At 36.2% G+C, this 25905-nt stretch carries 30 protein-coding genes; 23 read left to right on the top strand and 7 right to left on the bottom strand.

Translation table 11 applies throughout. The annotated features are described in order from the left end of the window. Positions 1–6 precede the first annotated feature (6 nt). From ACYQ73_RS04490 to ACYQ73_RS04455, 8 genes are all read left to right on the top strand, one after another. The gene (locus ACYQ73_RS04490) at positions 7–309 is read left to right on the top strand and encodes a hypothetical protein (RefSeq protein ID WP_460011332.1); all 303 of its coding nucleotides are present in this window, start codon (positions 7–9) and stop codon (positions 307–309) included. Then, complete coding sequence (locus tag ACYQ73_RS04485; RefSeq protein WP_460011331.1) at positions 310–948, top strand: hypothetical protein; 639 nt, start codon at positions 310–312, stop codon at positions 946–948. A 1-nt stretch (position 949) separates the two neighbouring features. Then, entirely contained in the window at positions 950–3382 is a 2433-nt protein-coding gene (locus ACYQ73_RS04480; protein WP_460011330.1) for an Ig-like domain-containing protein, read from the top strand. Next, on the top strand, positions 3382–3597 hold the full coding sequence (locus tag ACYQ73_RS04475; RefSeq protein WP_460011329.1) for a hypothetical protein: 216 nt from the start codon (positions 3382–3384) through the stop codon (positions 3595–3597). Before ACYQ73_RS04480 ends, ACYQ73_RS04475 begins: the two co-directional genes overlap by 1 nt. Further along, the gene (locus ACYQ73_RS04470) at positions 3597–3752 is read left to right on the top strand and encodes an XkdX family protein (protein WP_460011328.1); all 156 of its coding nucleotides are present in this window, start codon (positions 3597–3599) and stop codon (positions 3750–3752) included. The genes ACYQ73_RS04475 and ACYQ73_RS04470 overlap by 1 nt, the downstream gene beginning before the upstream one ends. A 128-nt stretch (positions 3753–3880) precedes the next feature. Then, entirely contained in the window at positions 3881–4204 is a 324-nt protein-coding gene (locus ACYQ73_RS04465) for a hypothetical protein (RefSeq protein ID WP_460011327.1), read from the top strand. After that, the gene (locus ACYQ73_RS04460; RefSeq protein WP_460011326.1) at positions 4204–4470 is read left to right on the top strand and encodes a hypothetical protein; all 267 of its coding nucleotides are present in this window, start codon (positions 4204–4206) and stop codon (positions 4468–4470) included. Before ACYQ73_RS04465 ends, ACYQ73_RS04460 begins: the two co-directional genes overlap by 1 nt. A gap of 2 nt (positions 4471–4472) precedes the next feature. Next, the gene (locus tag ACYQ73_RS04455) at positions 4473–5204 is read left to right on the top strand and encodes a M15 family metallopeptidase (protein WP_460011325.1); all 732 of its coding nucleotides are present in this window, start codon (positions 4473–4475) and stop codon (positions 5202–5204) included. An 18-nt stretch (positions 5205–5222) separates the two neighbouring features. On the opposite strand, the gene ACYQ73_RS04450 is transcribed toward ACYQ73_RS04455, so the two are convergent. Both ACYQ73_RS04450 and ACYQ73_RS04445 read right to left on the bottom strand, forming a co-directional pair. Beyond that, on the bottom strand, positions 5223–5426 hold the full coding sequence (locus ACYQ73_RS04450; protein ID WP_460011324.1) for a hypothetical protein: 204 nt from the start codon (positions 5424–5426) through the stop codon (positions 5223–5225). 232 nt (positions 5427–5658) lie between these two features. After that, positions 5659–5805 carry a hypothetical protein gene (locus ACYQ73_RS04445; protein WP_460011323.1) on the bottom strand — a complete coding sequence of 49 codons (147 nt, stop codon included), beginning with the start codon at positions 5803–5805 and terminating at the stop codon, positions 5659–5661. A gap of 165 nt (positions 5806–5970) precedes the next feature. On the opposite strand from ACYQ73_RS04445, the gene ACYQ73_RS04440 reads away from it, so the two are divergent. Continuing rightward, complete coding sequence (locus tag ACYQ73_RS04440) at positions 5971–6246, top strand: YolD-like family protein (RefSeq protein WP_460011322.1); 276 nt, start codon at positions 5971–5973, stop codon at positions 6244–6246. Beyond that, complete coding sequence (locus ACYQ73_RS04435; protein WP_460011321.1) at positions 6236–6604, top strand: DUF1827 family protein; 369 nt, start codon at positions 6236–6238, stop codon at positions 6602–6604. The genes ACYQ73_RS04440 and ACYQ73_RS04435 overlap by 11 nt, the downstream gene beginning before the upstream one ends. A 712-nt stretch (positions 6605–7316) precedes the next feature. Here ACYQ73_RS04435 and ACYQ73_RS04430 read toward each other — a convergent pair. Beyond that, positions 7317–9056: a B12-binding domain-containing radical SAM protein gene (locus ACYQ73_RS04430; RefSeq protein ID WP_460011320.1), complete on the bottom strand. Its 1740-nt coding sequence runs from the start codon at positions 9054–9056 to the stop codon at positions 7317–7319. A gap of 211 nt (positions 9057–9267) precedes the next feature. Here ACYQ73_RS04430 and ACYQ73_RS04425 point away from each other — a divergent pair, with 211 nt between their 5' ends. Next, positions 9268–10734, top strand: coding sequence for a PAS domain-containing sensor histidine kinase (locus ACYQ73_RS04425; RefSeq protein ID WP_460011319.1), 1467 nt, complete (start codon positions 9268–9270; stop codon positions 10732–10734). Positions 10735–10856: 122 nt separating this feature from the next. Continuing rightward, entirely contained in the window at positions 10857–11303 is a 447-nt protein-coding gene (locus ACYQ73_RS04420) for a MarR family winged helix-turn-helix transcriptional regulator (RefSeq protein WP_460011318.1), read from the top strand. 354 nt (positions 11304–11657) lie between these two features. Here the strand turns inward: ACYQ73_RS04420 and ACYQ73_RS04415 are convergent, their stop codons facing one another. From ACYQ73_RS04415 to ACYQ73_RS04405, 3 genes are all read right to left on the bottom strand, one after another. Then, entirely contained in the window at positions 11658–12344 is a 687-nt protein-coding gene (locus ACYQ73_RS04415) for a hypothetical protein (RefSeq protein ID WP_460011317.1), read from the bottom strand. Between the two features lie 64 nt (positions 12345–12408). After that, the gene (locus ACYQ73_RS04410) at positions 12409–13023 is read right to left on the bottom strand and encodes a CPBP family intramembrane glutamic endopeptidase (protein ID WP_460011316.1); all 615 of its coding nucleotides are present in this window, start codon (positions 13021–13023) and stop codon (positions 12409–12411) included. An 81-nt stretch (positions 13024–13104) separates the two neighbouring features. Continuing rightward, the gene (locus ACYQ73_RS04405) at positions 13105–13293 is read right to left on the bottom strand and encodes a YkvS family protein (RefSeq protein WP_460011315.1); all 189 of its coding nucleotides are present in this window, start codon (positions 13291–13293) and stop codon (positions 13105–13107) included. Positions 13294–13414: 121 nt separating this feature from the next. Between ACYQ73_RS04405 and ACYQ73_RS04400 the strand changes: the two genes are divergently transcribed. From ACYQ73_RS04400 to ACYQ73_RS04390, 3 genes are all read left to right on the top strand, one after another. Then, positions 13415–13603, top strand: a complete 189-nt coding sequence (locus ACYQ73_RS04400; RefSeq protein ID WP_460011314.1) for a hypothetical protein — start codon at positions 13415–13417, stop codon at positions 13601–13603. Positions 13604–13695: 92 nt separating this feature from the next. Next, the gene (locus ACYQ73_RS04395) at positions 13696–13872 is read left to right on the top strand and encodes an aspartyl-phosphate phosphatase Spo0E family protein (protein WP_132357797.1); all 177 of its coding nucleotides are present in this window, start codon (positions 13696–13698) and stop codon (positions 13870–13872) included. A 323-nt stretch (positions 13873–14195) separates the two neighbouring features. Further along, on the top strand, positions 14196–15062 hold the full coding sequence (locus tag ACYQ73_RS04390) for an NAD(P)-dependent oxidoreductase (protein WP_460011313.1): 867 nt from the start codon (positions 14196–14198) through the stop codon (positions 15060–15062). Between the two features lie 138 nt (positions 15063–15200). Here the strand turns inward: ACYQ73_RS04390 and ACYQ73_RS04385 are convergent, their stop codons facing one another. Then, positions 15201–15593 (bottom strand): DoxX family protein, encoded by a 393-nt coding sequence (locus ACYQ73_RS04385; RefSeq protein WP_460011312.1) that lies wholly within the window; start codon positions 15591–15593, stop codon positions 15201–15203. Between the two features lie 161 nt (positions 15594–15754). Between ACYQ73_RS04385 and ACYQ73_RS04380 the strand changes: the two genes are divergently transcribed. From ACYQ73_RS04380 to ACYQ73_RS04345, 8 genes are all read left to right on the top strand, one after another. Then, positions 15755–16072, top strand: coding sequence for a winged helix-turn-helix transcriptional regulator (locus ACYQ73_RS04380; RefSeq protein ID WP_460011311.1), 318 nt, complete (start codon positions 15755–15757; stop codon positions 16070–16072). Positions 16073–16252: 180 nt separating this feature from the next. After that, positions 16253–16429 (top strand): hypothetical protein, encoded by a 177-nt coding sequence (locus ACYQ73_RS04375; RefSeq protein WP_460011310.1) that lies wholly within the window; start codon positions 16253–16255, stop codon positions 16427–16429. A gap of 604 nt (positions 16430–17033) precedes the next feature. Beyond that, a complete protein-coding gene (locus ACYQ73_RS04370) occupies positions 17034–18359 on the top strand; it encodes an MFS transporter (RefSeq protein WP_460011309.1) in 1326 nt (441 codons plus the stop codon). A 180-nt stretch (positions 18360–18539) separates the two neighbouring features. Continuing rightward, entirely contained in the window at positions 18540–19442 is a 903-nt protein-coding gene (locus ACYQ73_RS04365) for a chemotaxis protein (RefSeq protein ID WP_370076896.1), read from the top strand. A 101-nt stretch (positions 19443–19543) separates the two neighbouring features. Then, positions 19544–19675, top strand: a complete 132-nt coding sequence (locus ACYQ73_RS04360) for a hypothetical protein (protein ID WP_460011308.1) — start codon at positions 19544–19546, stop codon at positions 19673–19675. 423 nt (positions 19676–20098) lie between these two features. Continuing rightward, positions 20099–21652 carry a Ppx/GppA phosphatase family protein gene (locus ACYQ73_RS04355; protein ID WP_460011307.1) on the top strand — a complete coding sequence of 518 codons (1554 nt, stop codon included), beginning with the start codon at positions 20099–20101 and terminating at the stop codon, positions 21650–21652. Further along, a complete protein-coding gene (locus tag ACYQ73_RS04350) occupies positions 21642–23798 on the top strand; it encodes an RNA degradosome polyphosphate kinase (RefSeq protein ID WP_460011306.1) in 2157 nt (718 codons plus the stop codon). Before ACYQ73_RS04355 ends, ACYQ73_RS04350 begins: the two co-directional genes overlap by 11 nt. A gap of 29 nt (positions 23799–23827) precedes the next feature. Then, entirely contained in the window at positions 23828–25831 is a 2004-nt protein-coding gene (locus ACYQ73_RS04345) for an EAL domain-containing protein (protein WP_460011305.1), read from the top strand. Positions 25832–25905: the final 74 nt, after the last annotated feature.

The following is a 25905-nucleotide window of genomic DNA, read 5'->3' as shown; positions in this document are numbered from 1 at the left end:
GAAAATATGAAAGTCCACGAAAGATTAATAAAATTATTGTTTCAAACGCTACTTTCCAATGTGCGAAAGGGGCGTTTTTTAATTGATGGTATTGAACGTGACATTGATATTTTCCGAACTGAACAGCTAGGGAATATCATACGGGTTATGTTTTATTTAGATGACTACAGCGGAGCAGTAACACATGCAGCATTACTGGATAGAGACAATGCTATCTTAGTGAGTGGTCCAACGAATTTTTATAAAGAAAATGATGGCTTTATGTATGTTTTTGATATTCCCATCATTGCAGAGGGAGTGGTAGCGTAGATGGCTATTGAAAAATATGAAAGAATAAATTTTCTAGATCATATCTTACGTATTGATGAAAAAGGAAAATTTATTCCTGTGATTGACCCAAATACGGGAACCCAAAAAATTGAGCCTGTCACTGGATTACCTGTTTGGGAAGCATTGCAAGAGGGTACTCGACACAATCAGAAAGTTATGAACCATCTCGATAAAAACATCGAATTTAACAGGAATAATATAATTTCGTTAGAAGCAACTATACGTCGTATACAAATACAACTTGAATTAGATGGTCGTGTACCAGGGAACTCAGGAACATTTGCAGATCCTTTGGATGGTAGTACAAACAAAATCAAGCTAGACAAAGCTATGACTTATATTCCACTAGCTATTGCGATCGGTACAACAGAATTTAAGGTGGCTAATGTTGAAGGATTTACACCATTTACACAAGTCACTATTTTTGATGATGTGGCAAAAGAGGACGTTGTTATCACCGAGGTAGGTGCTGACACTATAAAAGTACAAGCTCTTAAAAATAACTATAAAAAAGGCGCTAAAGTGGCGCGTAGTAATGTTGTTATTGATACTGTCAACGCTGAAATGGGTATTGGCGATTGGCAAACATATAAAGTTGAATTAGTGGAGGTGGTTTAGGTTGGTTAAATATTATTATGATAAGTTTACTTCTAGTGAACATAAAGTATATAACGACGACGCACCGTGGGAATATCTTAATACTAGTAAAGGGAAATTCGAAGGTGGCTATAAAAACTATACGTTCAATGGTATCACTAACACATACACACCAACAGATGCATGGAACTATTCTGATTGGGTTCCGGTAGACGGTGTCGCCTATGATAAGAATGATGACAATTACCTTTTTAGGTTTATAACAACCCAAAGTGGTCAAGCTAGCGACGAACTTAACTACGTATTACACCAAAAAGTAAGGACGAAAAATACGTCATCTATAGCGTACCAAAAAGGCACATTAGTACAAAGTAACATTGCGGCAGAAGACGGCACATATCCGGCAAACGGACGTCATACAGACGGCTATTGGTACGTTAAAGTTGCAATTGTGAATACTGCGCCGTCGCAACCTGGATCCTTTACACAGCCGTCAGATTCACTCGAGATTGGCGATTCAAAAGTATTTACAGTTGGAGTGTCGGTTGATGCTGAGGGCAATCTATCTAAATACATTTGGGAAGTCTCTGTTAATAACGCTGCATACTCAAAAGTTGGAGAAACGACAACACCGAACTTTACGTATACAATCCCTACTGCAACAAGCTTAAAAATGCGTGTCAAGGCTGTTGATACAGGTGGGTTAGAAAGTGCGTATCGTGAGAGTAGTCAATATACAGTTACAAAGCCAAAGTATTATTGGAGTAAATATAATGTTAATACGAATGTAACATACAACGAACCTTCGTGGGGTTCTGAACATGGTAGTTATGATTCAGTATTTGCGGGCAAAGCTAAAAGTTACAGTTGGAACTCGAGTACAGGGAAATTCGTGTTAAGTAGTAGTGTATATTCAAGTAGTGAAATGGTGTCTGACGGCGCGTACGCATACGCAATTTTTGGAACGGAATTATATAGATACAAATGGAATTATGGTAGCTATCCTGCTAGTAATCCTGGTGGTAAGTATGCTGCATACAAAGACTCTGCAAATGCTACTACTAATACAACGTATAGCAGGGGTTCACTAGTACAATCTAACATCCAGGCAGAAGAAGGGGCTTACCCAACAGATGGACGACATACGGATGGTTACTGGTATGTGCGTGGCAGTCGTGTAAGTCAAACTATTGCACCACCATCGCCATTTACAGAGCCGGTATCAGGCAAGAAATTTAAGCCTAATGAAGTAGCTAATATTGCATTTGGTGCTTCTAGCGCTCCTAACTTGTCTCTTTATGAAGTAGATTTCAGATACAATATAACAGGAGCATGGGCATCACTTGCATACAACAACGCACTAACTCGTAGTTTGACAATTACAACTGATAAGGCATTAAAAACACTAGAGTTACGAGTGCGCGCAAAGAATACGAGTAATGTGTATTCTGACTATGTATATTCAGAGGCTTTCACAATCGAGCATAATGTAGCGCCTACCGTCTCATTGACTAGCCCAGCTGAAAATGAAACACTGTACGAAAATGATATTTTAAAAATCAGTGGAACGGCATCTGATCCTGATGCAGACCAGTCAGTTACCGTTTATTATCAGATTAATAGTGAACAACGAAAAGTTTTAGCTACTAACCTAAGTCAAACGCAAATTTCACTCTCTAAGCAGTTAAAATTTAGTGGCGGTAAGTTATATGATGGTGACAACGTTTTAACTGGAAATTTAGCTGATGGAGTAGCGCACAAATTAAAGGTATGGGCAACTGACAGTGAAGGGGCTTCATCTATTATCGTTGAACGAACGTTTTATGTCGTGCCTAATAGGGTTCCTCTTTTATCAGTTGATACTGTTGTGCCTGGTGGTGTCATTAATAATGACAAATTTAAAATCAGTGGAACGGCATCTGATCCTGATGCAAATTCAACTGTTAAAGTTACAAGACGTATCAATAACGCTGATGCAGTTGAGATTTACAGTGGTACAGGAGGAGTATGGGAATTTGATATTTCGCTTGGTCAACTAAAAGTCGGTGAGAATGTCATTGTCGTTGAGGTAATCGATAATTACGGTGCCAAGACTAGCAAGACAATAAAACTTAATAAAAACGCTGTGAACACGCCTACTTTGCAATCTGTAGCTCGCTACAAAATCGAGCCACCAAAGGGATCTGCAAAAGGCGTTTTATTATGGGTTCAACGAGATAAGGAACTTGATTTAACTGTTGAGTTATCGATGACATTGAAAGGTGAGCAGGAACAATATGTTTTATTAGAAGTAGACCTGAAAAACATAGTACCAGTTACAGACAAGATTGTTGAAGATGAATATTACCATGAAACTGTTGAACCAAAGGATAATATTATTCTTAAATTAACAACAACTAGAGCTAACATTAACATTGATCATAAAATTTATTTAATCATGGGGGTGGTTGAATAATGTATAGACGTAGAAGATTGCCTGATGGCTCATGGAGTGACCTTGAAAAAATAGGTTCAATACCAACTACTGAAGAACAAATCCTTTCTTTAGGTGAAGAGTTAGCTCAAGAGAAAGTAAAAAGCATTCAAAAAGACCTCTTGATTAACAGTCTTGGTTCACAGCTCTCGCAATTAAAACTAGATGTCATCTCAATGAAAGGTGGTGGAGAGTGATGAATTTTTGGCAAATTGCTTTTATCTCGAAATGGGTAACTGCAGCACAATTACGGATTGCAGTAAAAACCGAAGCTAATCCGTTTGGCGAGATTACGCCAGAGGAGTACAAAGAAATCACAAAGCAAGATTTTGAAACGCAAGCTAAGGCTTAGCGTTATTTTTTATGTGTTTTTAGCACTGTGAGAGCAATCGAGATGGGCAACGGTACGTGGTACTGATTCTCGATGCTTCTCATAGCGTTGTTTATTTTAACTAAATAGGGCAAAGGATTGGTGATTGGATGGATGTAGCTACAGCTGGGCAAATAGCTACTAGTCAAGCAGTTTGGGCTATTGTGGCTTTACTGCTTGGCGGTGCTTTTTTTAAAAAACTTTATAACGATAGTTCATCGAGGGAAAATCGCTTAATTGAACAGGAACAACAGTATCGTGAAGAATCAAAAGAGCGCGAAAAACAATTGATGCAGCATTTAACACGTTCTAATGAATCTCACGAAAGAACTGCAGCTGCTATGGAAGGTATGAATAAAAGTTTAACTTCACTTGAAGGACGAATGGATCGCATGGAAAAACACACTTACAAACATGAAAAGGATGATGAATAATGGATTTAACAAACATTTTTATGATTGCAATGGTTATGGTGGCTATTGTTTTAGCGGTAGCAGAGGTATTTAAAAACACATTCAATATTAATACTCAATACATGCCAATCACATCGGTTGTGATTGGTATTTTTGTTGGCTTGATTTGTTGGCCGTTAGCGGATTATCCAGTGTACATCATGTTAATGTCTGGATTTATTGCAGGGTTAACAGCATCCGGGACGTTCGATTTATTAAAGGCTTCCAAAAAGGTTGGTGAATTGTAATGGTGAGCGTAACAGAAACATGTCGAGATTTAAACGAATTAACTCCAGCTGCACAATTAGCATGTCGTCTTTTATTCCAAGAGTGTTATAAAGCAGGCATAGTTGATATTTTTATCACTGAAACATACAGGTCGCAAGCACGCCAAAACTATTTATATGAGCAAGGACGTACACGCCCAGGTTCAAAAGTGACTTGGACGCTTTCTAGCAACCATACTTCACGTAGAGCTTGGGATATTGCAGTAGCACCTCCTAAAGATTTATACAATATATCTACTTTATCAAAAGTAGGAGCTATTGCTAAAAAGCTTGGTATCACTTGGGGAGGTTATTGGCCGATAAGTAGCTATGACGCTCCACACTTTGAGGTTCCTACTAATTGGAAAGCTCCTACAGGCTACAAGTTAGAGGGTACAGTTATTGTCCCAAGCAATAGCAAAATAAAAGTTCAACTTATTGTTAACGACAAAGGGCAAGCTGTGGAAGGTGTGAACGATGGTAAGTTGTCCCGTGTACAATCAGGAACATTTACAACACAGTCTCAGGCAAACTCTGCTAAACAAGCATTAGGTAAGTATAAGATTGCAAATGCGGATTATGTACGAGTAGTTCAAGATGGTGGTAAATGGAGATTTATTACTGGAACATATGCAACGCAGGTAGTAGCTAATAATGCCATTACTGAAATGAAACGTCTTGGCATTTTATCATATGCCGAGGTAATTCAAGCCTAAAGTGAGAGACCAAGATAGCTAAATGCCATCTTGGTCAATTTTCATGTCATTTAATACTTGCTTACGATCCAATATCAATTCCATAAATTCATCTAAATCTTCCTCCAAAGCATGATTTTTAATATAGCTACGTGCTCTAGATCGTGCGCTGATGTATTTTGCACGCTCTTTATTCTTTTCTTGCCAGCGTTTATTTGCTTCGGTCTGAGAATTTTTCTCCAAATTTAACCCTTCCTTCTTTTGAAATACACTACGATGTTTAATATCACTAATATTAAGCAAAGTGAATAAATGATAATCATGGAGTAATCAAAAAACTTTGGTTCTTTCCAGTTAACCATATCTGTTAATACATACAAGGCAAACGCCAATGCCACAACGTATCCTATATTTTTCATAATGAGATGGATATGATAAGATTATAGGGAAGGAGGCGTTAACCTCCTTCTACAAGTTATTTGCGACGTTTCTTCTTTGCGGGAGGGCGTCGCTTTTGTTTTTTCTTACTTTTCATATCGCTTATGTTTTTCGCTGAACTTGTAAGTAAGTTTGCGATTGTTGCGATAGCTACTAGGTAAGCTAGAATCTTATCGTAATCCATTCTGTTCACCTCCTTTCTATACTTTAATTATACTAGTACTAGTATCGAAAGTCAACACTTTCCTTCAATTATTTCCATTAAAATCAAATGTTTTTATTGCATAAAGCGAACATTAGTTCTATAATATGTACAAACAAACGTTCTGTTTATAAAAGGAGAGATAACATGGCTACTAAGACAAAAACACCAACAAAGAAAAGAGAACCTAAACATATAGATCGTGATGAGTTTGAATTAGAAGAAATCGCATACGCATTAACTGAAGCGATGCAAGAATCAAAGGATAAAGTATTTTTTGTATACAAACAAGATGAACCATTAACAGGTATGGTCACAAAAATGGATGCAAACACAAAATTAATACACATCAAGGACAAATATATGGATATTCACAAAGTACATTTCCTAGACATCCTACAGGTGTCTAATATTGAGTATTAAAAAAGGGGCGAGAGCAGTGCCAATCAAATTTAAAAATCCGTTTTCGAAACAACGAATATTTAGAGATGTAACAAAAGAAAGACCAGATGCAGTTAGGGCTGTATTAAGTACATCACCAGCGGATGTACTAATAAAGATATACGAGTGTGGAGAATCTATAATTATACATAGCAAAAACGATAATACAAACTGCGCGAGTATTTCAAACAGTCGAGGATATGGTTATGTCCAAGAATGGGAAATCGTTTATATGTTAGAACATATTATAAAGAAAAGTAATGACGAAGTAGTAATGAATGTCAGTCCAAATGGCGTTATTTATTTACGTGCTAAAGAGGATTTCGAGCATGTGAATTAAAGAAAAAAGTCACTCATTTGAAAAACAATGAGTGACTTTTTTCTATTATATAGTCAAATAATAATTACATTTTCAAAAAAAGTATAAAAGCTAATTATCAACGCCCCCTAATTTGCCCCCTATTGTAAACTTAAATAAATTTAATAAAATATTTATAATAGATTAATAGAGTGATTAGATTACCTAAATGCACTGAAATTCATTTACAAATTCCGCGCTATAAAACGGGTAATTATTGGGTAAATTACTAGGAGATAAAAAAAGAGCTAATTTAGCTCTTTTTTTATTCCGATTAACTCTAAAGCTTATTGAAATCCGTATATGAAAACTGAGAAATTTAGAGATTACCTCGGTAGAAAATCTATGCATAAAAAGGGTCTAAGATTGTTTAATTGACTAAAAAACTGACGTTGCCACAAAATTGTCGAAAAATTTTAAATTGTTTTTCCTGGTTATTGCGGTTGATTGATAGGTAATATTTACAATATTAGTATGTTGGTGGATTGAGAATTTCGTACTAAACTTTTTTAGGATAATTGTAATGGCTCATAGACTGTGTGTTGATCGTCATAAAGTTATGGTTTTTACTGACAATGAGCTCGATTAAAAATGTGATTATTTGGTTTTATTTTAGGTTACAGAAAAATTTATGAGATCTTGATGGATGAAAAAACGCTAGTCCTAAATTTTATTAAAGGACTAGCGTTTCTTATTATATAGAGTGGATTGTTGCAAAGTATGGTGTTTGACCGTGACGGAAGTAAGTTAATAGATAGCCGTTTTTTGGTACAATTTTGCCTTTTGAGAAATTCGGGTAATCTATATGATGTGGAATAATGAGCGTATGTTTAAACAACTCTTTTTCAGATAGATTGAAGCTGGCGAATTCCTCACCTGCAATTGCAGGGTTTTCACGTAAGGCAGTATAAAGTGCTTTCTGTTGCTCCTCTGTAGGGCGCTCCTTCCACCATAATTTGCGTGGCTGGAACTGCTGTGCCGTTAAATAATCTAGTTGCATTAGGCTTTGAATGATATTTAAATTAGCACCCTCTACAGTTTCTAAAAACATTAATAAACGACGGAATAAATCCTCGAGCTGATGGCCGATACGAGACCAACCTTTTGTTTCCCAATAAGTACCGAAGTTTTGGAAGAAATCAAATGGTGTTTCAAACACTTCAGTTACTAAGTATTCAATCGTATGATCCATACGGTGATCGTTCCAATATTTTTCAAGTACATCTTCTGCATGTTTAATACGAACTATATCATCAAACGTTAAGACATTGTTTGAGAAAATCTCGTAAGGAGATTGGTCCACATACGTATAGCCGAATTTTTCAGCCTCTAGACGAAGGCCTGTCCCGCGCAGAAGTTTTAGGAAGCCAAGCTGTAATTCTTCTGGTCGCATTGCGAAAACATCATTAAAGGTTTGACGGAAGCTTGCATAATCCTCTTCTGGTAAACCAGCGATCAAATCTAAATGTTGATCAATCTTTCCACCTTCTTTGACCATCGTCACGGTACGCGTTAGTTTTTCAAAGTTTTGACGGCGCTTCACAAGAGTATTTGTTAAATCATTCGTTGACTGAACACCAATTTCAAAACGGAAAAGACCTTTTGGTGCGTTATCATTTAAAAACTGGATAACTTCAGGACGCATAATATCTGCAGTAATTTCAAATTGGAATACGACCCCTGGCTTATGTTCATCGATTAAAAACTGGAACATTTCCATGGCATAGCTGCGGCTTATATTAAATGTACGGTCAACAAATTTAATCGTACGGGCACCATTGTCCATCAAGAATCGAATATCTTCTTTTATTTTCTCTCGGTTGAAATAACGAACACCTACTTCAATAGAAGATAAACAAAATTGACAGCTAAATGGACAGCCTCGACTTGTTTCGATATATTGAATTCGTTTGCTTAGATGAGGGCGGTCCTCCTCAAAACGAAATGGACTTGGCAAGTCACGTAAATCTATTTTAGGTGCTTGTGCGTGAATGCGAACTTTACCATCTTCTAGGTAGCAAATCCCTGGAACATCCTCCAATGCAAGTTCACCATGTAAATGGCGTAGTAACTGTTTAAAGGAAGTTTCTCCTTCACCCATAACAATGAAATCAACCTCTTCAATTCTACGTAACCAATGGTGAGCATCGTAAGAAACTTCAGGTCCCCCGAGCAAAATTTTAACATTTGGACAGACAGTTTTTAACATCTTGATGACGTGAATAGTTTCTTCGATATTCCAAATATAGCAACTAAATCCTACAATATCAGGTTTTTTTTGAAACAAATCTGATACAATATTAAAAGCGGGATCTTTAATTGTATATTCTGCAATGATTGGATTAAATTCTGGTAAAGCAGCACCTTTTAAATAACGTAGTGCTAAATTTGTGTGAATATACTTTGCGTTTAAAGTAGTTAAAATAGTATTCATGCAATAATCTTCCTTTCAATTTCTAATTGTAACAGTCAAGTAGCTGTCATACAATATAATCCTTTTTACCTATTTATTTTGTGAACAGTTCGTGAAATAATTTTAAATACTTAAATTTACTAAATTTTGTAATAATAGAATCGTGCAGTCATAAAGTATAGTAAAGGCTCAAAATTCGATTAAGAGGTTTTTTACTCTTTTGAAAGGTTCGGTGAGAAAGTTGAAGCAAAATGATATTAATCAATGTTTTGAAAATCTTATGACAAGTACTTCGTCACCAACACTTATTCTTAATAAAGCAGGGAAAATTTTGAACGTGAATGAGGCTGCTGTTAAACTTTTTAACCTCAATTCAACGTATATTGGCTATTTAACTATGGACGAGCCATCTAATTTAAATTGGGCGAAGTTCGTTAAACAATTAGAAAGCGATTTAAGATCAGAAGAAATCTTCAATATTCAAACAGCAGGTAATGAGTATGAAATGATGTCCTTCAAATGTTTTTATGATCCGAATGCAGAAGAAATTGTTGCGCAAATTACAACGTTAAATAATGACATGGCTCATGAATTATATGTTAGTCAAGAGCAGGAGAGGTCACAATCTTTCAATGCTTATGATCACTTACCATACGCTGTTATTATAAGTGACGCTAGCGGGATAATTCTTGGGCTAAATAAGTATGCTGAAATGTATTTAAAAATAGAAAAATCACAGCTTCTTCATAAGGCACATCAACACATATTTGATATATTTACATTAAAGAAAGGTCAAATAACAACATACCTTTCTAAACTGATGGGTGAAAAGCATGCAAGTATTCATGTAATTGATGAGACGCCAGTTATGACCCCTTGTTATTATGAAATTTCAAGTATCTTTGATGAATATAACAATATTATTGTCACAGTCATTAATGATGAAACAGAAAAGAAGCAACTTCAACATAAAGTTGAACATCAACAAGCTTTAAATGTTGTCGGTCAAATGGCCGCAAGTATTGCCCATGAGATTCGTAATCCATTAACTTCTTTAAAGGGCTTTACCGAATTGTTAAAGCTAAATGCTGATGAAGAGTCATGCATGTATTTATCTGTCATCGATAGTGAACTCCAACGTATGGAACAAATTTTATCCGAGCTTTTAGTATTGTCCAAGCCAACAAGTACGAAAGTGGAATTATTAGAGCTAGATCAAATTGTGAAGCAAGTGATTGAGTTTATGCTTCCAGATGCGCTTATGAAAAATATTATGATTCAATACATTTCTCCTTCTACACAAGTATACATTGGTGGTAATGAGAATCGCTTAAAGCAAGTATTCATGAATCTTATTAAAAATGCGATGGAATCCATGAATAATGGTGGAACGATCACAGTAGAAATGAATGTTATTGACTGTGCGATTGTAGAATTACTGATTAAAGACGAAGGTGTCGGTATGGACAGTGCTACCCTTCAAAACTTATTCCAACCTTTTTATACGACGAAATCAACAGGGACAGGACTAGGCCTTGCTTTCGTGAAAAAGGTGATTGAAGAGCATGAAGGTGTAATAGGTGTGAATAGTGAATTACAGAAGGGGACATGCTTCCACTTACAATTTCCGATTTACACATTTAATCAGATGGATACAATCGATGTTTCCGCGAAAGATTCTGCTTATTTAGTAACATAAGAAGAGTCAAAATGGTAACTTAAACCACCGCGAAAGGCTTAAAATCAAATATTGCTTTTGACAATGCTTTTCTAATATCGCTATAATGGCATGTATATAACGCGAATTGAAAGGAAAAGGATATGACGTCAGAAGACATAAAGCAATCTTTAAAATTATATATAGTATTATCACGTGCGCATAAAGCGATTAATGAGACGACCCATCAATTTTTTCAAGAGAATGGATTAAACCCTACTGAATTTGCTGTATTAGAGCTTCTTTATCATAAAGGAAGACAGCCATTACAGCAAATTGGCAATAAAATTTTGCTAGCTAGTGGGTCTATTACGTATGTCATTGACAAACTTGAAAAAAGAGGGTATTTATTGCGTGTCTCTTGTCCATCGGATCGCCGTGTTACCTATGCAGAAATTACGGACAAAGGTGAAGCCTTTATGGGAGAACTATTTCCAAAACATGAACAGCATTTACATGAATTGATGAGTGTATTATCTGTTGAAGAAAAAGGCCAAGCTATCACTTTATTAAAAAAATTAGGCCTGTCTATTAAAGATTTATCTTATTAAAAAGAGTTGTCTCAATGAGTTTGAGGCAACTTTTTTTATGGAGCGCAAGGATAAGGGTGAATCTTATCTTTATTTTAAATTGTACTCCCAATAATAATTCTAGAATGCCCCTTTGAAGCAATAGCGTTATAGATAAGGCAGGAACGAGCCTAAGTATCCTGTGCAGTTTTAACGCCCTCGTGAACGCTCCTATCAGCAATCGCCTAGCCGGAACGAAAATCAGCCTTAGATTATGCTATAAACCCCTTTAACTTCTTACAGCCGATTCAGGACGCAATTATGCCGATGCATAATTGATAATAAATAAAAAAGACTATAGAGCAAACAAGTTTGTCTACAGTCTTTTTTGAATCATTATTTTTTAGAAATAGTTGCTGCCATTTTAAGCATAGCATCTGTTAAATCTAATTCGTCGTTATCGTGAATTGTTAGTTTTGTAATTAAACCGTCTTTTTCAAAAACAACGCCGATTACTTTTTCTTTATCTGCTTCAAAATGTACAACATAACCCTCAATGTTTTTAACATCTTTAAATGCAGCTAAATCTTCAGAAGATAAAGATGATGTATCACCAACAGCATTCATATAATCTTGCATAGATGTTTTTGCATCTTCGTAGCTTGTTTGTGATGCATCAATAGATTCGATACGCATAAATACGTTAGCATTGTCATTAGAAACTAACATGTCTTTACCTGGTTCTTCTTGTGTAAGTGTAAATCCAGGTAGTTGGTGCACTTTATAGTCTTGATCAGCACTTTTAGATTCCGTTGCTTTTTCAGTCTTGTCTACACCTTTTTGTACATATTTAACTTCTTGTTCTTTTTTAGTTGTATTGTCTTTATTTGTTTCATTTGATGTAGGCGTTTCTTGCGATTCATCTACAGTTGTATCCTTAGATGATGGTTGCTGCTGTTCAGTCGGTGTATTTGATGGCTCATTTTTTTGAGCATCAGAATCCTTTGTTTCAGAAGTATTACATCCTACGACTAAAACAGCTGTTAGTAATAATGCAGGCACAGATAATAATTTTTTTTGCATGAAAAGCCCTCCCTTTCTTAATTAAACGCTAGTAATGATAAAATGTTTCCAATTTTTAATGTTATCATGTTAAAGGTAACACTAAAAATAATAGTAGTACAAAAACTACATGGGTTACAATAATAAGTGGCATACTTTTACGCCATTCATATAACAAGCCCCAAATAAGGCCGGTTACAAGTGCTGCGATCATACCAAGCATAAAACCGCTTAATGCAATAGAGATGGCGCATAAAATCGCAGTTACAATAACAGCAAAAATAGGACGCATAAAGCGTTTCAGCTGTTGTTGAACATAGCCACGCCAAAAGATCTCTTCACCGATTGCAACAATGAATACGAGTAAAATATAGTGCCAAATATTTTGTGGTCCATAATTTGCTAAAAATTTTTGTACTGACTGTACTAATGAATCATTAATGTATGGTGCAAGCCAATAGCCAAAGCGTATAATACCGTATGTTATTGTACCGTACCCAATACCGAAAAGTAAAAATTTCCAGGTAGGTAATTGATCTTCAATTTTACCAGCCAAAATGGCAATGGCAATACATACAAGTAAAGTAAATGCATATAGGTACCAAAATACAGCTTGGTTAGCAAAGGTATATGCAAGCATGCCATAAACGAATAATAAAGAAAGGAGCAATATTATTGTTTGTTTCGAATTTGTAAGCATTATTCGACCTCCATGCTTTTAATATTATCAAAAAAAAAGCCCCTTATCATCTATAAAGACAAATAGGGACTATTCAGACTATTAAGCCTCGTTTGTATATAAAATTTTGTAACGTTTATGGTTGACGACCGTTTTTTCTTCAATTTCAAGAGAATCGAAATTCTTCATGTATGTTAAATCAACGATCACCGAATTTTCATTTACTTTTTCTACTATACCTTGTAAGCCATCTTTAAACTCGATAATATTTCCAACTTCAGCTATTTTCACAGACAGTCAGCTCCTTCATCGACTAATAATATACAGTTTGCATGAAAAAATGGAAAACGTAAAGCCCTTTTTGAATAATTCATAATTTATTACACAAAATACGAAGAAGTGAGGAATAAAAATGGAAAATTACGAAAATATGCTTAAACAATTACAAAATGGGGAATTAAAAAGTATAGAGATAGAAAAGGACCAATTTTATGAGTTTCGAGAAGTACTTGTAAAACATCCTTTATTTAAACATTTTAGAGGTGAGGCCAAACAAAATGGACGCGTAATCTATACTTATCAAGAAGTTGCAAGAAGCTGATTTGTCGAACATTGTCGTAAGTTAATGCTGTAAGAAATGAAATATAAATGTATAATAATGGTATGATTATTTGTGTGTGGAGGGTTGTATGAATGGTCAATCTACTCTTGAAACAAATGGAGCAAACTCGTGAGATGATGATTCGCTCAGGTGTAGAGAACGGATTACAAAATGCAAAAACCATTCAACTGAGTCGCAGATTAGATCAGTTAATGAATACTTATTATAGACAGACAGCATTTGAAGAAGAAGAAGATCAAGAAGATTGAAAGAATGTTCCTTCAGAGTATAAACTTTTTAAATAATATGTTTAAAAAGCATTAGTTGGGGAATACTTATTTTGAACACAGCAACATTCTCATTTCCCCCTTTAGAGCAGTGATACCCCATCACTTGCTCTCTTTTTTTTCTTTATTCTAGGCATAATTGATTTAACTTCTTTCAGCGGGTGTCCAACACAAAAGGCATTTCGTATAAGTTAATAAGAAGAGTTTGAATTATCACACTTATTCGACTACACTGGAAGATGAAAATAAGTGCTAAAGATTGGTTACGTAAATCGATAGCCTGGATAACAGAGGAGTATGTACATATGGGAAAAGAGAGTATTGCATTTATCGGCACTGGCGTTATGGGTGCTAGTATTGTAAAGCATTTATTAAAAAATGGTCATGAGGTGACAGTTTATACACGTACAAAGGAGAAAGCGGAGCCGCTTTTGGCGTTAGGTGCAACTTGGGCAAGTACGCCGGCAGAAGCATTTAAAAATAAGGACATTGCCTTTACGATGGTTGGATATCCTGCAGATGTAGAGGAAATTTATTTTGGAGATAACGGGTTATTTCAAACAGCTGAATCCGGCAATATCGTTATTGATATGACCACTTCCGAACCAACATTGGCGAAGAAAATTTTTGAGCATGCCCAAAAGCTTGGAGTAGAAGCGCTAGATGCACCTGTTTCTGGAGGAGATATTGGTGCTCAAAATGGGACATTATCGATTATGGTTGGAGGTAGTCAATTTACATTTAATAAAGTTTTATCAGTCATGAAACATTTTGGTGAAAATATTGTTTATCAAGGTGAAGCTGGTGCAGGACAGCATGCTAAAATGTGTAATCAGATCGTTATTGCTTCTGGAATGATTGGTGTGTGTGAGTCACTTGCTTACGGTTTAAAGGCTGGACTTGATTTACCAACAGTATTGCAATCTATTTCGTCTGGTGCAGCAGGCTCTTGGTCGTTAAGTAATTTAGCACCCCGTATAATCAAAGAAGATTACGCACCAGGTTTTTATATAAAGCATTTTGTAAAGGATATGAAAATTGCTTTAGATGAATCTAAAAAAATGGGGATTACATTACCAGGTCTAGCACTTGCTTATGATATGTATGAAAAGCTAGTGGAAGCGGGCTATGGTGAAAATGGTACACAGGCTCTTTTAAAGGCTTATCAATAAAACACTGACTATAGAGAGTGAAGAATTCTAATTTTAGAAAACCCGAAGTATCATCTTATGAAAGGATGGGTACTTCGGGTTTTATATTTGATAAAGAAGCAGCTCACTAACACACAGAAAATAGTAAACTATGAAACATTACTCTTTATCAAAAAGTTTTGCGTCTAAAGAAAAACTAGATGCTCCTGCAAGTGCAAAGTATAAAGCAATTGCAGCTAAAGCTAAATCAAATTCATATCCAGCTAAGCCGTTTTCGCCGATAAAGCCAACACTAAGCTTCGCCGTAAAAATGGCAACAATCATAGTCACTGTCAATAAAGCGCCAAAAAGTCTTGTGCCTAAACCTAGAATAATTGCAACACCACCGACTAGTTCTATAATGGCAACGATATAAGCCATAAAGCCTGGAATACCAATGGCATCAAAATAATCAGCTGTGAAGCCGATACCACCTTGAAACTTTTGAAATCCGTGAGCGGCAAAAATAAAGCCAAGCACCACGCGTAAAATAGTTGAACCGATATTTTGCATAGTTTAATAAACTCCTTTTGTTTTTTCTTTGCTTACATTTCGTAACTTAGTTTATTTTTAAAAACAACTTTTGTCAAGTAACTTAATTTTATTTTTGAAAATGATTTTCGAAAAAATGATATACTGTTATATAAGAACGAAGTACTTAGGAGGCAGGTAAATTGGATCAAAAAAAAATTTGCCCACGATTTGAAAAGGCGCTAAAAATATTAAATCATAGCTGGAACACCCTGCTTATTTATCAGTTATTAGAAGGTCCTCAACGATACTCAACAATGAAAAAACAAATGGGTATTAGCAGTCGCGTGTTAACGGAGAGATTAAAAGAATTAGAGATAGAGAATATTGTGAAACGCACTGTTATTCCATCGACACCTGTAGTGATTGAATACGAGTTAACAGAAAAAGGACATGAACTTGCGCCGGTCCTAAAAGCAATTGAAAAATGGTCTTCTATGTGGGTGAATATAGAAGAATAGTAAAAAGGATATCCAAGCGAGGGGGCTTGGATATCTTTAGAGTGTTAAAAAATGGTTAAGGTTTCCGTTAAGAAAGTAGGGCTCTCTTCTGCACAACGAGGGGTTGGTTTCCGTTCCGACTGGTCGCTTTGTTGCTGACGCTTCGCTTTCGCACAGAGCAGAGCTTCCTGGGGGCGTCCGATGAGCCGCTTCACTCGCGATGCTCGCTCCAGGGTCTCGGGGCAACAGGATGTTGGTCACGAAGGCGTTATCACAGGATGTGATGCTTTTAGCCTTTGTTCCTCTATATCGCTAATCCCCGAGGAGTCGCCCAGTCTACACTCCAACCAATCCCTTCACGAAGCATATATCTTCTAGTATAAACACTAATTAATAATGATAAGACAATACTTCAGCACTGTTTTTTATGTGCGAAAGCGTAGTGCTAACTTAACGATATCAGCCACAAAGTGGAGTATACGGCTCGACTCTCCTCACAGGAAAGCGAGTAGCATGGATAGACATTTTATTTTTGGACAATGTTTTTTCAATAACATAAGGATATCCAAGTGAGGGGACTTGGATATCTTTTTTTACTTTGAAGATGGAGGAGATACTGTTTTCTTATCAAGTTTTAGTTGTGCACAGCTAAGGCTAATTATTTTAGAGTGTCAGCTAAATGAAAATAATTGTATATTGTAAATAGTGTTAATTTTCTTTAAATAAAAGGTATTTTTTATTACATGAGGGAATTTATTTAACTTCTTTCAGCAGAAGTCTCCCGCCTATATGGGTGGTGAGATGTATGCAGTTTTAAGTTACTTTTCAGTGGGTGTCCAAATATCCGCTGAAAGAAGTTAAAGCCTCCGGCGGATGTCACGGAATCGGAAAAGAGTTCTTTGTGCGAGCACAAAGCCGATTCCGGACGCAATTATGCCGAGGCATAATTGATCATATAATAGAGAATGGGGAGGAGGGTTTTATGAAGCGGAATTCAGTAGGAGACGCACAGCATCGGAGTCAGTTAGCACTTTATTTATCGCTGCCAATTTTATCGTGGGCATTTTATGATTTTGCCAATACAATATTTTCTTCAAATATTAATACTATATTTTTCCCGTTTTATATGGATGAAGTTTTAGGGACGAATGAGGTAATGCAGCAGGTGGCAAGCACGTTTATTTCTTATGCGAATGCCATTGCTAGCTTTTTCCTCGTCGTTTTTTCGCCACTCTTTGGTGTATGGATTGATAATACGGGCTATAAAAAGAGATTTATAGTGTGGTTTGCATCGATCTCCATCTTCTTCACCTTTATGATGGGGGTTTTTGCGAATCTACAGACGACAACAAATTATTCAGGTGTGCCACTTAGTTTATTTTTAGTTGTAGTTAGCTTTATCGTCGCAAAATTTTTCTTTAATTCAAGTCTAGTGTTCTATGATTCAATGATGAGTGATTTAGGAACAAAAGAAGAAATGCCCCTTATTTCTGGCTATGGGGTAGCGATTGGTTATCTTGGTACAATTCTTGGACTACTTGTTTATTTGTATGTAGGAAACAGTGGATTCCATCGAGCATTTATTCCAACTGCAATTTTATATTTGTTATTTTCTTTGCCATTATTTTTTATTAATAGAGATACACCAATTCCAAGGTCTCAGCGCAAGCCTATTAAATTTCTAGATGGTTATAAGGAAATTGTTCAAACCTTTAAAGACATGAAGCAATATAAAACTATTTTCACCTTTATGATTGCTTATTTCTTTTTAAATGATGCCATTGCAACAACCATTGCAATGATGGCTGTATATGCAACAACGATTGTCGGCTTTACGTCGGGTCAATTTATCGTGCTTTATTTAGTGTCTACAGTTTCAACTATTATTGGCTCTTTTGCATTTGGTTATATTACAAAAGCAATTGGAGCCAAACGTGCGATTACCGTGGTGGCGCTATTAATGATTGTTGCTTTAACATTTGCTGTCTTTGCAACAGAGCAATGGATGTTCTGGCTTGCAGGTAGTATGTTTGGCGTATCACTAGGATCCATGTGGGTAACATCTAGAACATATATTATTGAATTGTCTCCAGAAGAAAAAAGGGGTCAGTTTTTTGGCTTATTTGCATTCTCAGGTAAAGTATCCTCCATTATTGGGCCGGCAGTCTACGGAACGGTCACATTATGGATGAAAGATTACGGGACGCTAGCAAGTCGTGTTGCATTATCGACATTAATTGTGATGACGATAATTGGCCTATTGATACATTTGAAAATTAATGGCTCGAAAGTTAGAGATGACATTTGAAAAAACGTATGCAACCCCAGGCGAGCGCCCTGTCGGAATGGAAATCAACCCAATGTTATGATGATACCCCATGTTCATGATAAAATTGGAAAAAGCAAGTAGGAGAAATGTATTGCCTATGATACAATTGAATTATAAATAGAATTAAATTGAAGTTGAGGAGAAAGGAGCGGGGTTGCTTTGGAACATAAAGGTATATTGTTAGAAAGTGGCACAAATGAGCTAGAAATTGTTGAATTTGAAGTAGCAAACAATAAATTTGGTATTAACGTTATTAAAGTAAAGGAAATTATTCAACCGATTCCAGTAACATTTATTCCACACGCGCACCCGCATGTAGAAGGGATCATTCAATTACGAGGCGAGGTTTTACCAGTAGTTGATATGCTCCGAGTATTGGGTATTCAAAATGCAGAGCGTAGTCCTCAGCAAAAATATATTGTAGCTGAGTTTAATAAACAGCGCGTAGTATTCCATGTAGATAATGTAACGCAGATCCACCGTATTTCATGGAATCAAATCGAGAAACCTTCTGATATGTATCAAGGAGGAACATCACAAGTAATTGGTGTTATTAAGCAAAATGAACAGATGATTTTATTACTTGATTTCGAAAGAATTATGGTAGATATAAATCCAGATTCTGGTATTAGTGTAGAATCCGTTAAAAAGCTCGGTAAACGTGAGCGCTCTGAAAAACGAATTTTAATTGCGGAAGATTCACCATTACTACGTAAGCTCTTATTCGATACTATGAATGAGGCAGGTTATGCGAATGTTGAATTCTTTGAAAATGGCCGTGATGCTTATGAATATCTCGAATCCATCGTCAAAGGTGGTAACGAAGTAGCCGAGCATATTCAATTAGTTGTGACGGACATTGAAATGCCACAAATGGATGGGCATCATTTAACACGTAAAATAAAAGAGCATCCAGATCTCCAAAAGCTTCCTGTTATTATTTTCTCAAGCTTAATTACGGATGATCTTCGTCATAAAGGTGACCAAGTAGGTGCAGAGGATCAAATTAGTAAGCCTGAAATTGCGGAGCTTATTTTACGAATAGATCAACTTATCTTATAAAATTAAGTTTTATCAGGGTGTAACAATAGAGATAAAGGTACTTCACAATATTAATAATGGGTATCCTGAATATTCATAATATCAATTATGCCTCGGCATAATTGCGTCCGGAATCGGCTTTGTGCTTAGGCCTGCACGAGGGCCGACACGATGTCGGTCATTTCGGTAATGCCACAGGACGTGGCGTTTTTACCGATGCAGGTCAGTTAGCCGTTATCGCATGGATGCGATGATTTTAGGCTAACATCCTCTAAGAACTCTTTCCGATTTCCGTGACATCCGCCGGAGGCTTTAGGTCACTCAGTCGTTGCCACAGGACGTGGCGTTCTTAGACTGAGTTCCTATATTTCAGCGGATGTTTGGATACCCACTGAAAAGTAACTTAAATTCGCATTCATCTCACCATCTATAGAGGTGGGGGCTCCTGCTGAAAGAAGTTAAAGAAAGTCGGATGCCGCTTTTAGGCTCCGGCTTTTTTGTATAGATAAATGATGCTAGGAACAAAATAATAAGGGTCAATTTGTTGGGAGGTCTATACAACTTTGACGTAAGTATCCGGACACTGGCAAGCTAAGATCTCGCAGGTTTGTATCTACAAACCAAGGGGCTAAACGATCAGCAAGTAGTATGAATGTATGCGTTAAGGAAGTGATAATTTGAATGAATTAAAAACTGCTATCATCGATATTGGCTCCAACACCATCCGATTAGTATTGTATCAATACGATAAAGAAGAGGGACTTCGTGAGATTGGAAATATTAAAACGGTTGCACGTTTACGTACATATTTACAGCCCTCTGGTGAAATGTCTGAAGAAGGTATTCAAGTATTAACAGAAACATTATTGACTTTTAAAGCAATGCTCGATGATTTTGAAGTGACTGATGTTAAAGCTGCTGCAACAGCTGCGATCCGTCAGGCAACAAATAGAGCAGAAATTATTACCTTAATGAAAGAACAGACAGGCATTCAAATAGAGCTTTTATCTGAAGAAGAAGAGGCCTATTATGGCTTTGTTGCTGTAGCGCATTCAATAGGCACGAAGTCCGCTGTAACTATCGATATTGGTGGTGGTAGTACAGAAATAACGCTTTTTGAAAATAAAGAACTACAGAAATCTTATAGTTTTCCTTTTGGTACAGTTTCTTTAAAGCAACGTTTTGTAAAGGGCGAGATTATGAATGGTAGTGAAAAAAAGGAACTCATTGCATTTGTTAAAGAACGGTTCAAATCACTTCCGTGGATTCAGGATATCGGTTTACCGATTATCGCCATTGGTGGTAGTGCTCGAAATATTGCCCAAATTCATCAACAAAAACATGCATATCCAATAGCAAGTGTACATGGCTACGAAATGACTAAGGAAAATTTAGTTGAGCTCAGTATGTTTTTAGGTAGTTTAAGTTTTAATGAATTGAAACAGTTAGATGGGCTTTCGGCAGATCGTGCGGACATCATCGCTCCTGCACTAGAGGTTTTCAATGTGTTAATGGAGGTTGTCGGCAGTAAGTTGTTCCAGATAACAAAAAAGGGTTTGCGAGAAGGGCTCATTATACAGCGTATTTTGCAAACAGATAAAAGTGCGTTTGATAAGAACAATGTGTTTGAGGGAAACGCTAAAAGATTGGCTCGTCAGTATGGTCGAACTGAAAAAGAAGTGGACTATTTGACGCGTTTAACGGATCAATTGTACCGTGAATGCTGCCACCTCGGTTATTTACAACATAATCCAAAAGATTTGCATTTATTGGCGAAAGCGGCGAAGGTTTTTAATATAGGGGAGTATATTGAGTTAAGTTCGGCGAGCCAGCATACCTTTTATTTAATTGCGAACCAATCTATCGATGGGCTAAATCATAAAGAGCGTGTGAAATTAGCACTCTTAGCCTCGTATAAAAATAAAGATTATTATCAGCGATTCGCAGCTCCTTTTACAGAATGGATGAGTCGTGAGGAGTATCGTAAAATACGAGACTTTGGCGCACTTTTAAAATTTGTCTATGCGTTAAATGTATCTAAAAGAAAGATTGTACGTACCATTAAGATGCAAACAAAAGAGGATTATGTTCAGCTTAACATCTATGTGAAACACAATGCGGCCGCTGAAAAATATCAAGCAAATCGACATGAAAAACATCTAGAACGCGCACTAAAAATACCTATAAAAATAAACTTTATTGAAGAAGGGTTGAGCAATTATGACAACTGAAGTGACGAAGAATCAGTTAAGCGAAGGGGATTTAACAGAAGCACAAGGTCGTTTACTAGAGGAAATCGCTAAGCCGCAATACTATAATAATCGTGAATTAAGCTGGTTAGCCTTCAACGAACGAGTTTTAGAGGAAGCAGAGGATGTCAACAATCCTCTGCTAGAACGATTGAAATTTTTGGCAATATTTAGTTCGAATCTAGATGAATTTTTTATGGTGCGTGTTGCAGGTCTACAAGATCAGGTACGTGCAGGTTTCCATAAGCCTGAAAATAAATCAGGCTTAACACCAAAAGAACAATTAGCAAAAATTGCAGAGCGAACTCAGGCATTAGTGCGCCGACAAACTGAAGTTTATAGACATTTAATATATGATTTATTACCACAACATAATGTACATATTGCAGACATGAAAGACTTAAATAATACACAGAAAGCATTCGTCAATGAAATGTTTGCAGAAACCATCTTCCCTGTTTTAACACCCGTAGCTGTAGATGCGTATCGTCCCTTCCCAACTTTGCTTGGTAAAACTTTAAATTTACTTGTTTTATTAGAGCAAGATGAAACCGACTTAGAAAATCGTGAAAAGGTAGCGATCGTACAAGTTCCATCTGTCTTAGATCGTTATATTAAAGTACCATCAGCAGATGGAGAGACAGTTATTGTCTTATTAGAAGACGTGATTGTAGCGCATATCGAAAAGCTCTTTTATGGTTACAGTGTTAAATCAGCACAGGCTTTCCGTTTGACACGTAATGCGGATTTAACGATTCATGAGGAAGGTGCACGAGATTTACTTGTAGAAATTGAAAAAGAGCTAAAAAAACGTAAATGGGGTGTAGGGAGCCGTCTAGAAGTTCGTGAGGGTGAGATGAGCGAGGAAGTTCTTACATACTTACTAGAAGAATTTGAAATTGAAGAAACAGATGTTTTTCATATAGATGGACCGCTAGATTTAACATTTATGTTCTCGTTTGTAAAAGGTATATCTGTTGGTCGAGAACATTTAGAATATGAAAGCTTTATTCCGCAGCCACCATTAGATTTGCAATCGGATGAAAATATTTTTGAAAAAGCTCTACAACAAGATATATTTTTCCATCACCCATATGAGTCGTTTGCGCCAATTGTAGATTTTATCTCAGAAGCGGCCGTTAATCCGAACGTTTTAGCAATTAAGCAAACATTATATCGTGTTAGTGGTAACTCACCCATTATACAAGCATTAAAGTTCGCGGCGGAAAATGGTAAACAGGTAACAGTGTTAGTTGAATTGAAGGCACGTTTTGATGAAGAAAATAATGTGCATTGGGCAAAGCAACTTGAGCAAGCTGGCTGCCTGGTCATTTACGGTATGAATAACTTAAAAACACACTCGAAAATAACGCTTGTTGTAAGTCGTCGAAATGGAAAAATTGAGCGTTTTGTACATCTTGGAACAGGAAATTATAATGATGCAACTGCTAAAATTTATACAGATATGGGTATAATAACAACAGATAAGGAATTTGGCATTGATGCAACTAACTTCTTTAACTATTTAAGCGGTTATACAGAAAAGCCAATTTTTAATCATTTAGTCGTGGCGCCATTTGATATTCGAGACGAATTTATTAGGTTAATGGATGAGGAAATTGCTTGTCATAAGAAGTATGGGAATGGTTTTATTCGAGCTAAAATGAATTCACTAACGGACAAAGACTTAATGATGAAGCTATATGAGGCGTCTATTGCAGGTGTGAAAGTAGAGCTGATCATTCGTGGTATTTGTTGCATTAGACCAGGTATCCCTGGAATTAGTGAAAACATAACAGTAACGAGTATTGTTGGTCGTTTCCTTGAGCATTCTCGTATTTATTGGTTCCATCATAATGGGGAAAATAAAGTCTACTTATCTTCAGCAGATATGATGACTCGTAATATGATTAAACGTGTGGAAATTTTATTCCCTGTATATGCAAGCGATGCAAAAGCTCGTATTATTAACATCATGAATACACAACTTGAGGATACAGCAAAAGCTCGTATTCAAGACTCCAATGGAAAATATCATTATAAAGAGTTTGACCGTGGTGAAGATCCGATTAATAGTCAGGAAATTTTCCTAAAGGATGCATTAAAACCTACGCTAGACGAAGAATAAAGCAAACACGCTACTTAGTGAGGGATATAATGAAAAAATATAAAGAGAGTGTAGCGCAATTTGCAGGCTATCATCAATTCATACAACTCAACCCATTTGATGCAATCGTATGTTTGAGAAAAGTTGATACAAAAGCATTTGAAGTCGTTCATTTTAACGAAAAGCTACCGTCATTTATTAAGCTACAAGATGTGAAAGCCACCAACGCAGAGCAATTTTTTACGGAGCAATGTTGGCTGCAATTATCAAATATATTACAACAGGAATTAAATATAGACCAAAGTCTAAAGGAAAGTACGGAGCACACAGTAAAAACATTTGTTGTTCGTGTACAACCTTTAGAAAAATCAGTTATAGCAGTTATTCTACGGGAGAAACAGAATGAGATAGAACCGTATTTGCAATTTGTGGAACAACACGTAAGTCCGGTACTAACAACTGATTTACAAGGTCGCATTATTCACCAAAACGTTGTTGCCACTTCTCTATTGTCAAAAGAACATCAAAGCTTGATAGGTCAAAATATTTTTTCATTATTAGAGAGTAAGTATATCAACGAATTTAAATTATTATTCGCAAAAACTATTGAGGGCTCAGCATTTGGTATGCCCCAATGTATGTTTAAAGGTCAATTGCTAAGTAAAGAACCTTTTTATTTAAGAACGCATCCAACGTACTTTCATGGTGAAATTATAGGTGTACATTTATTTGTGAAAGATGCCACTTCATTTATGAATGATCATGAGGCCTTTTATTACCTAGCATTAATGGATGAATTAACGGGTATTTGGAATCGTAAGGCTTTTAAGGAGCATTGGCTTCAGCATTTAAATGGTAAAAAGCATAATAAGCAAGCGGCTATTATTTTAGTGGATATTGATCGCTTTAAAAAGTTTAATGAATCCCTTGGTGAAAGTAAGGGTGATGAACTTATGCGAATGTTTAGTCATAGACTTCGCGAGCTCTGTTACTCCAAATGCTCGCTTTATCGTTATAATAGCGATGAATTTATTTTTGTTCTAAAAGATGCAACCATCAACAAAATTGAACATACCGCTAATGCTATTTTAGACGCATTAAAACAGCCATTCATGATTGATGGGCAGGAATATTTTATTAGCGTGTCAATTGGTATTTCACTCAGTCCAGCAGATGGCAAGGATTTAGAAACACTTGTACGTAAAGCAGATAAAGCATTGTTTTCTGTAAAAGAGCATGGGCGCTCACACTACCGTTACTATCGTGAAGATATGACAACTATTTTTCCAAATGAAGCGCTAATGGAGGCCCATTTACGTCGTGCTATCGAATTTAATGAGCTAAGTATTCATTTACAGCCGCAAATGGATTTAACGAATAACAGCATCAATAGCTTTGAGGCGTTATTACGATGGAATAATCGGAAATTTGGCTTTGTGTCTCCTGCACAGTTTATACCTATTGCGGAGGCATCAGGCTTAATAATTGAAATCGGTGATTGGATTATTGACGAGGTATGTCGCTATCAAAAAGAGTGGCAGATGAAGGGCTATCGACCAGTGCGAATTGCCATCAATATTTCACCAAAACAATTTAGAAAAGAAAACTTTGCTCGGAAAATTAAAACTGCCTTGAAAAAGTATAATGTGCCACCTGAATTATTAGAGGTGGAAATTACCGAAAGCTCCATGACTAATGTTCATGAAACATTTTCAATTTTAACTGAATTAAAGCAACTAGGTGTTTATGTTTCAGTTGATGATTTTGGAACAGGCTATTCATCTTTAAGCTATTTAAAGCGTTATCCGATAGACATCATAAAAATTGATCAATCATTTATAGCTGATATTACGAAAGATGATAAAAATGAGGCAATTATTAAGGCCATTATTTCAATGTCCCATAACTTGGGATTAGAGGTCATTGCTGAAGGAATCGAGGAACCATCACAGGTGGATTTCCTAAAACGTCATAGTTGCCAAAAAGGCCAAGGCTTTTTATATAACAAGCCATTACCTGTAGAAACGATTGTTAATAAATATTTTGTCAGCTAATGAAAACAAATCAAGTAGCACTTCATCGTGAATTGGATGAAGTGCTACTTTTTTTAAAGTTTGGGGAAGGGGGG

The sequence above is a fragment of the Lysinibacillus sp. CTST325 genome (genome assembly GCF_054665055.1).
Note: the sequence above shows the minus strand (reverse complement) of the source record. Positions and strands in the feature narration are given on the sequence as shown.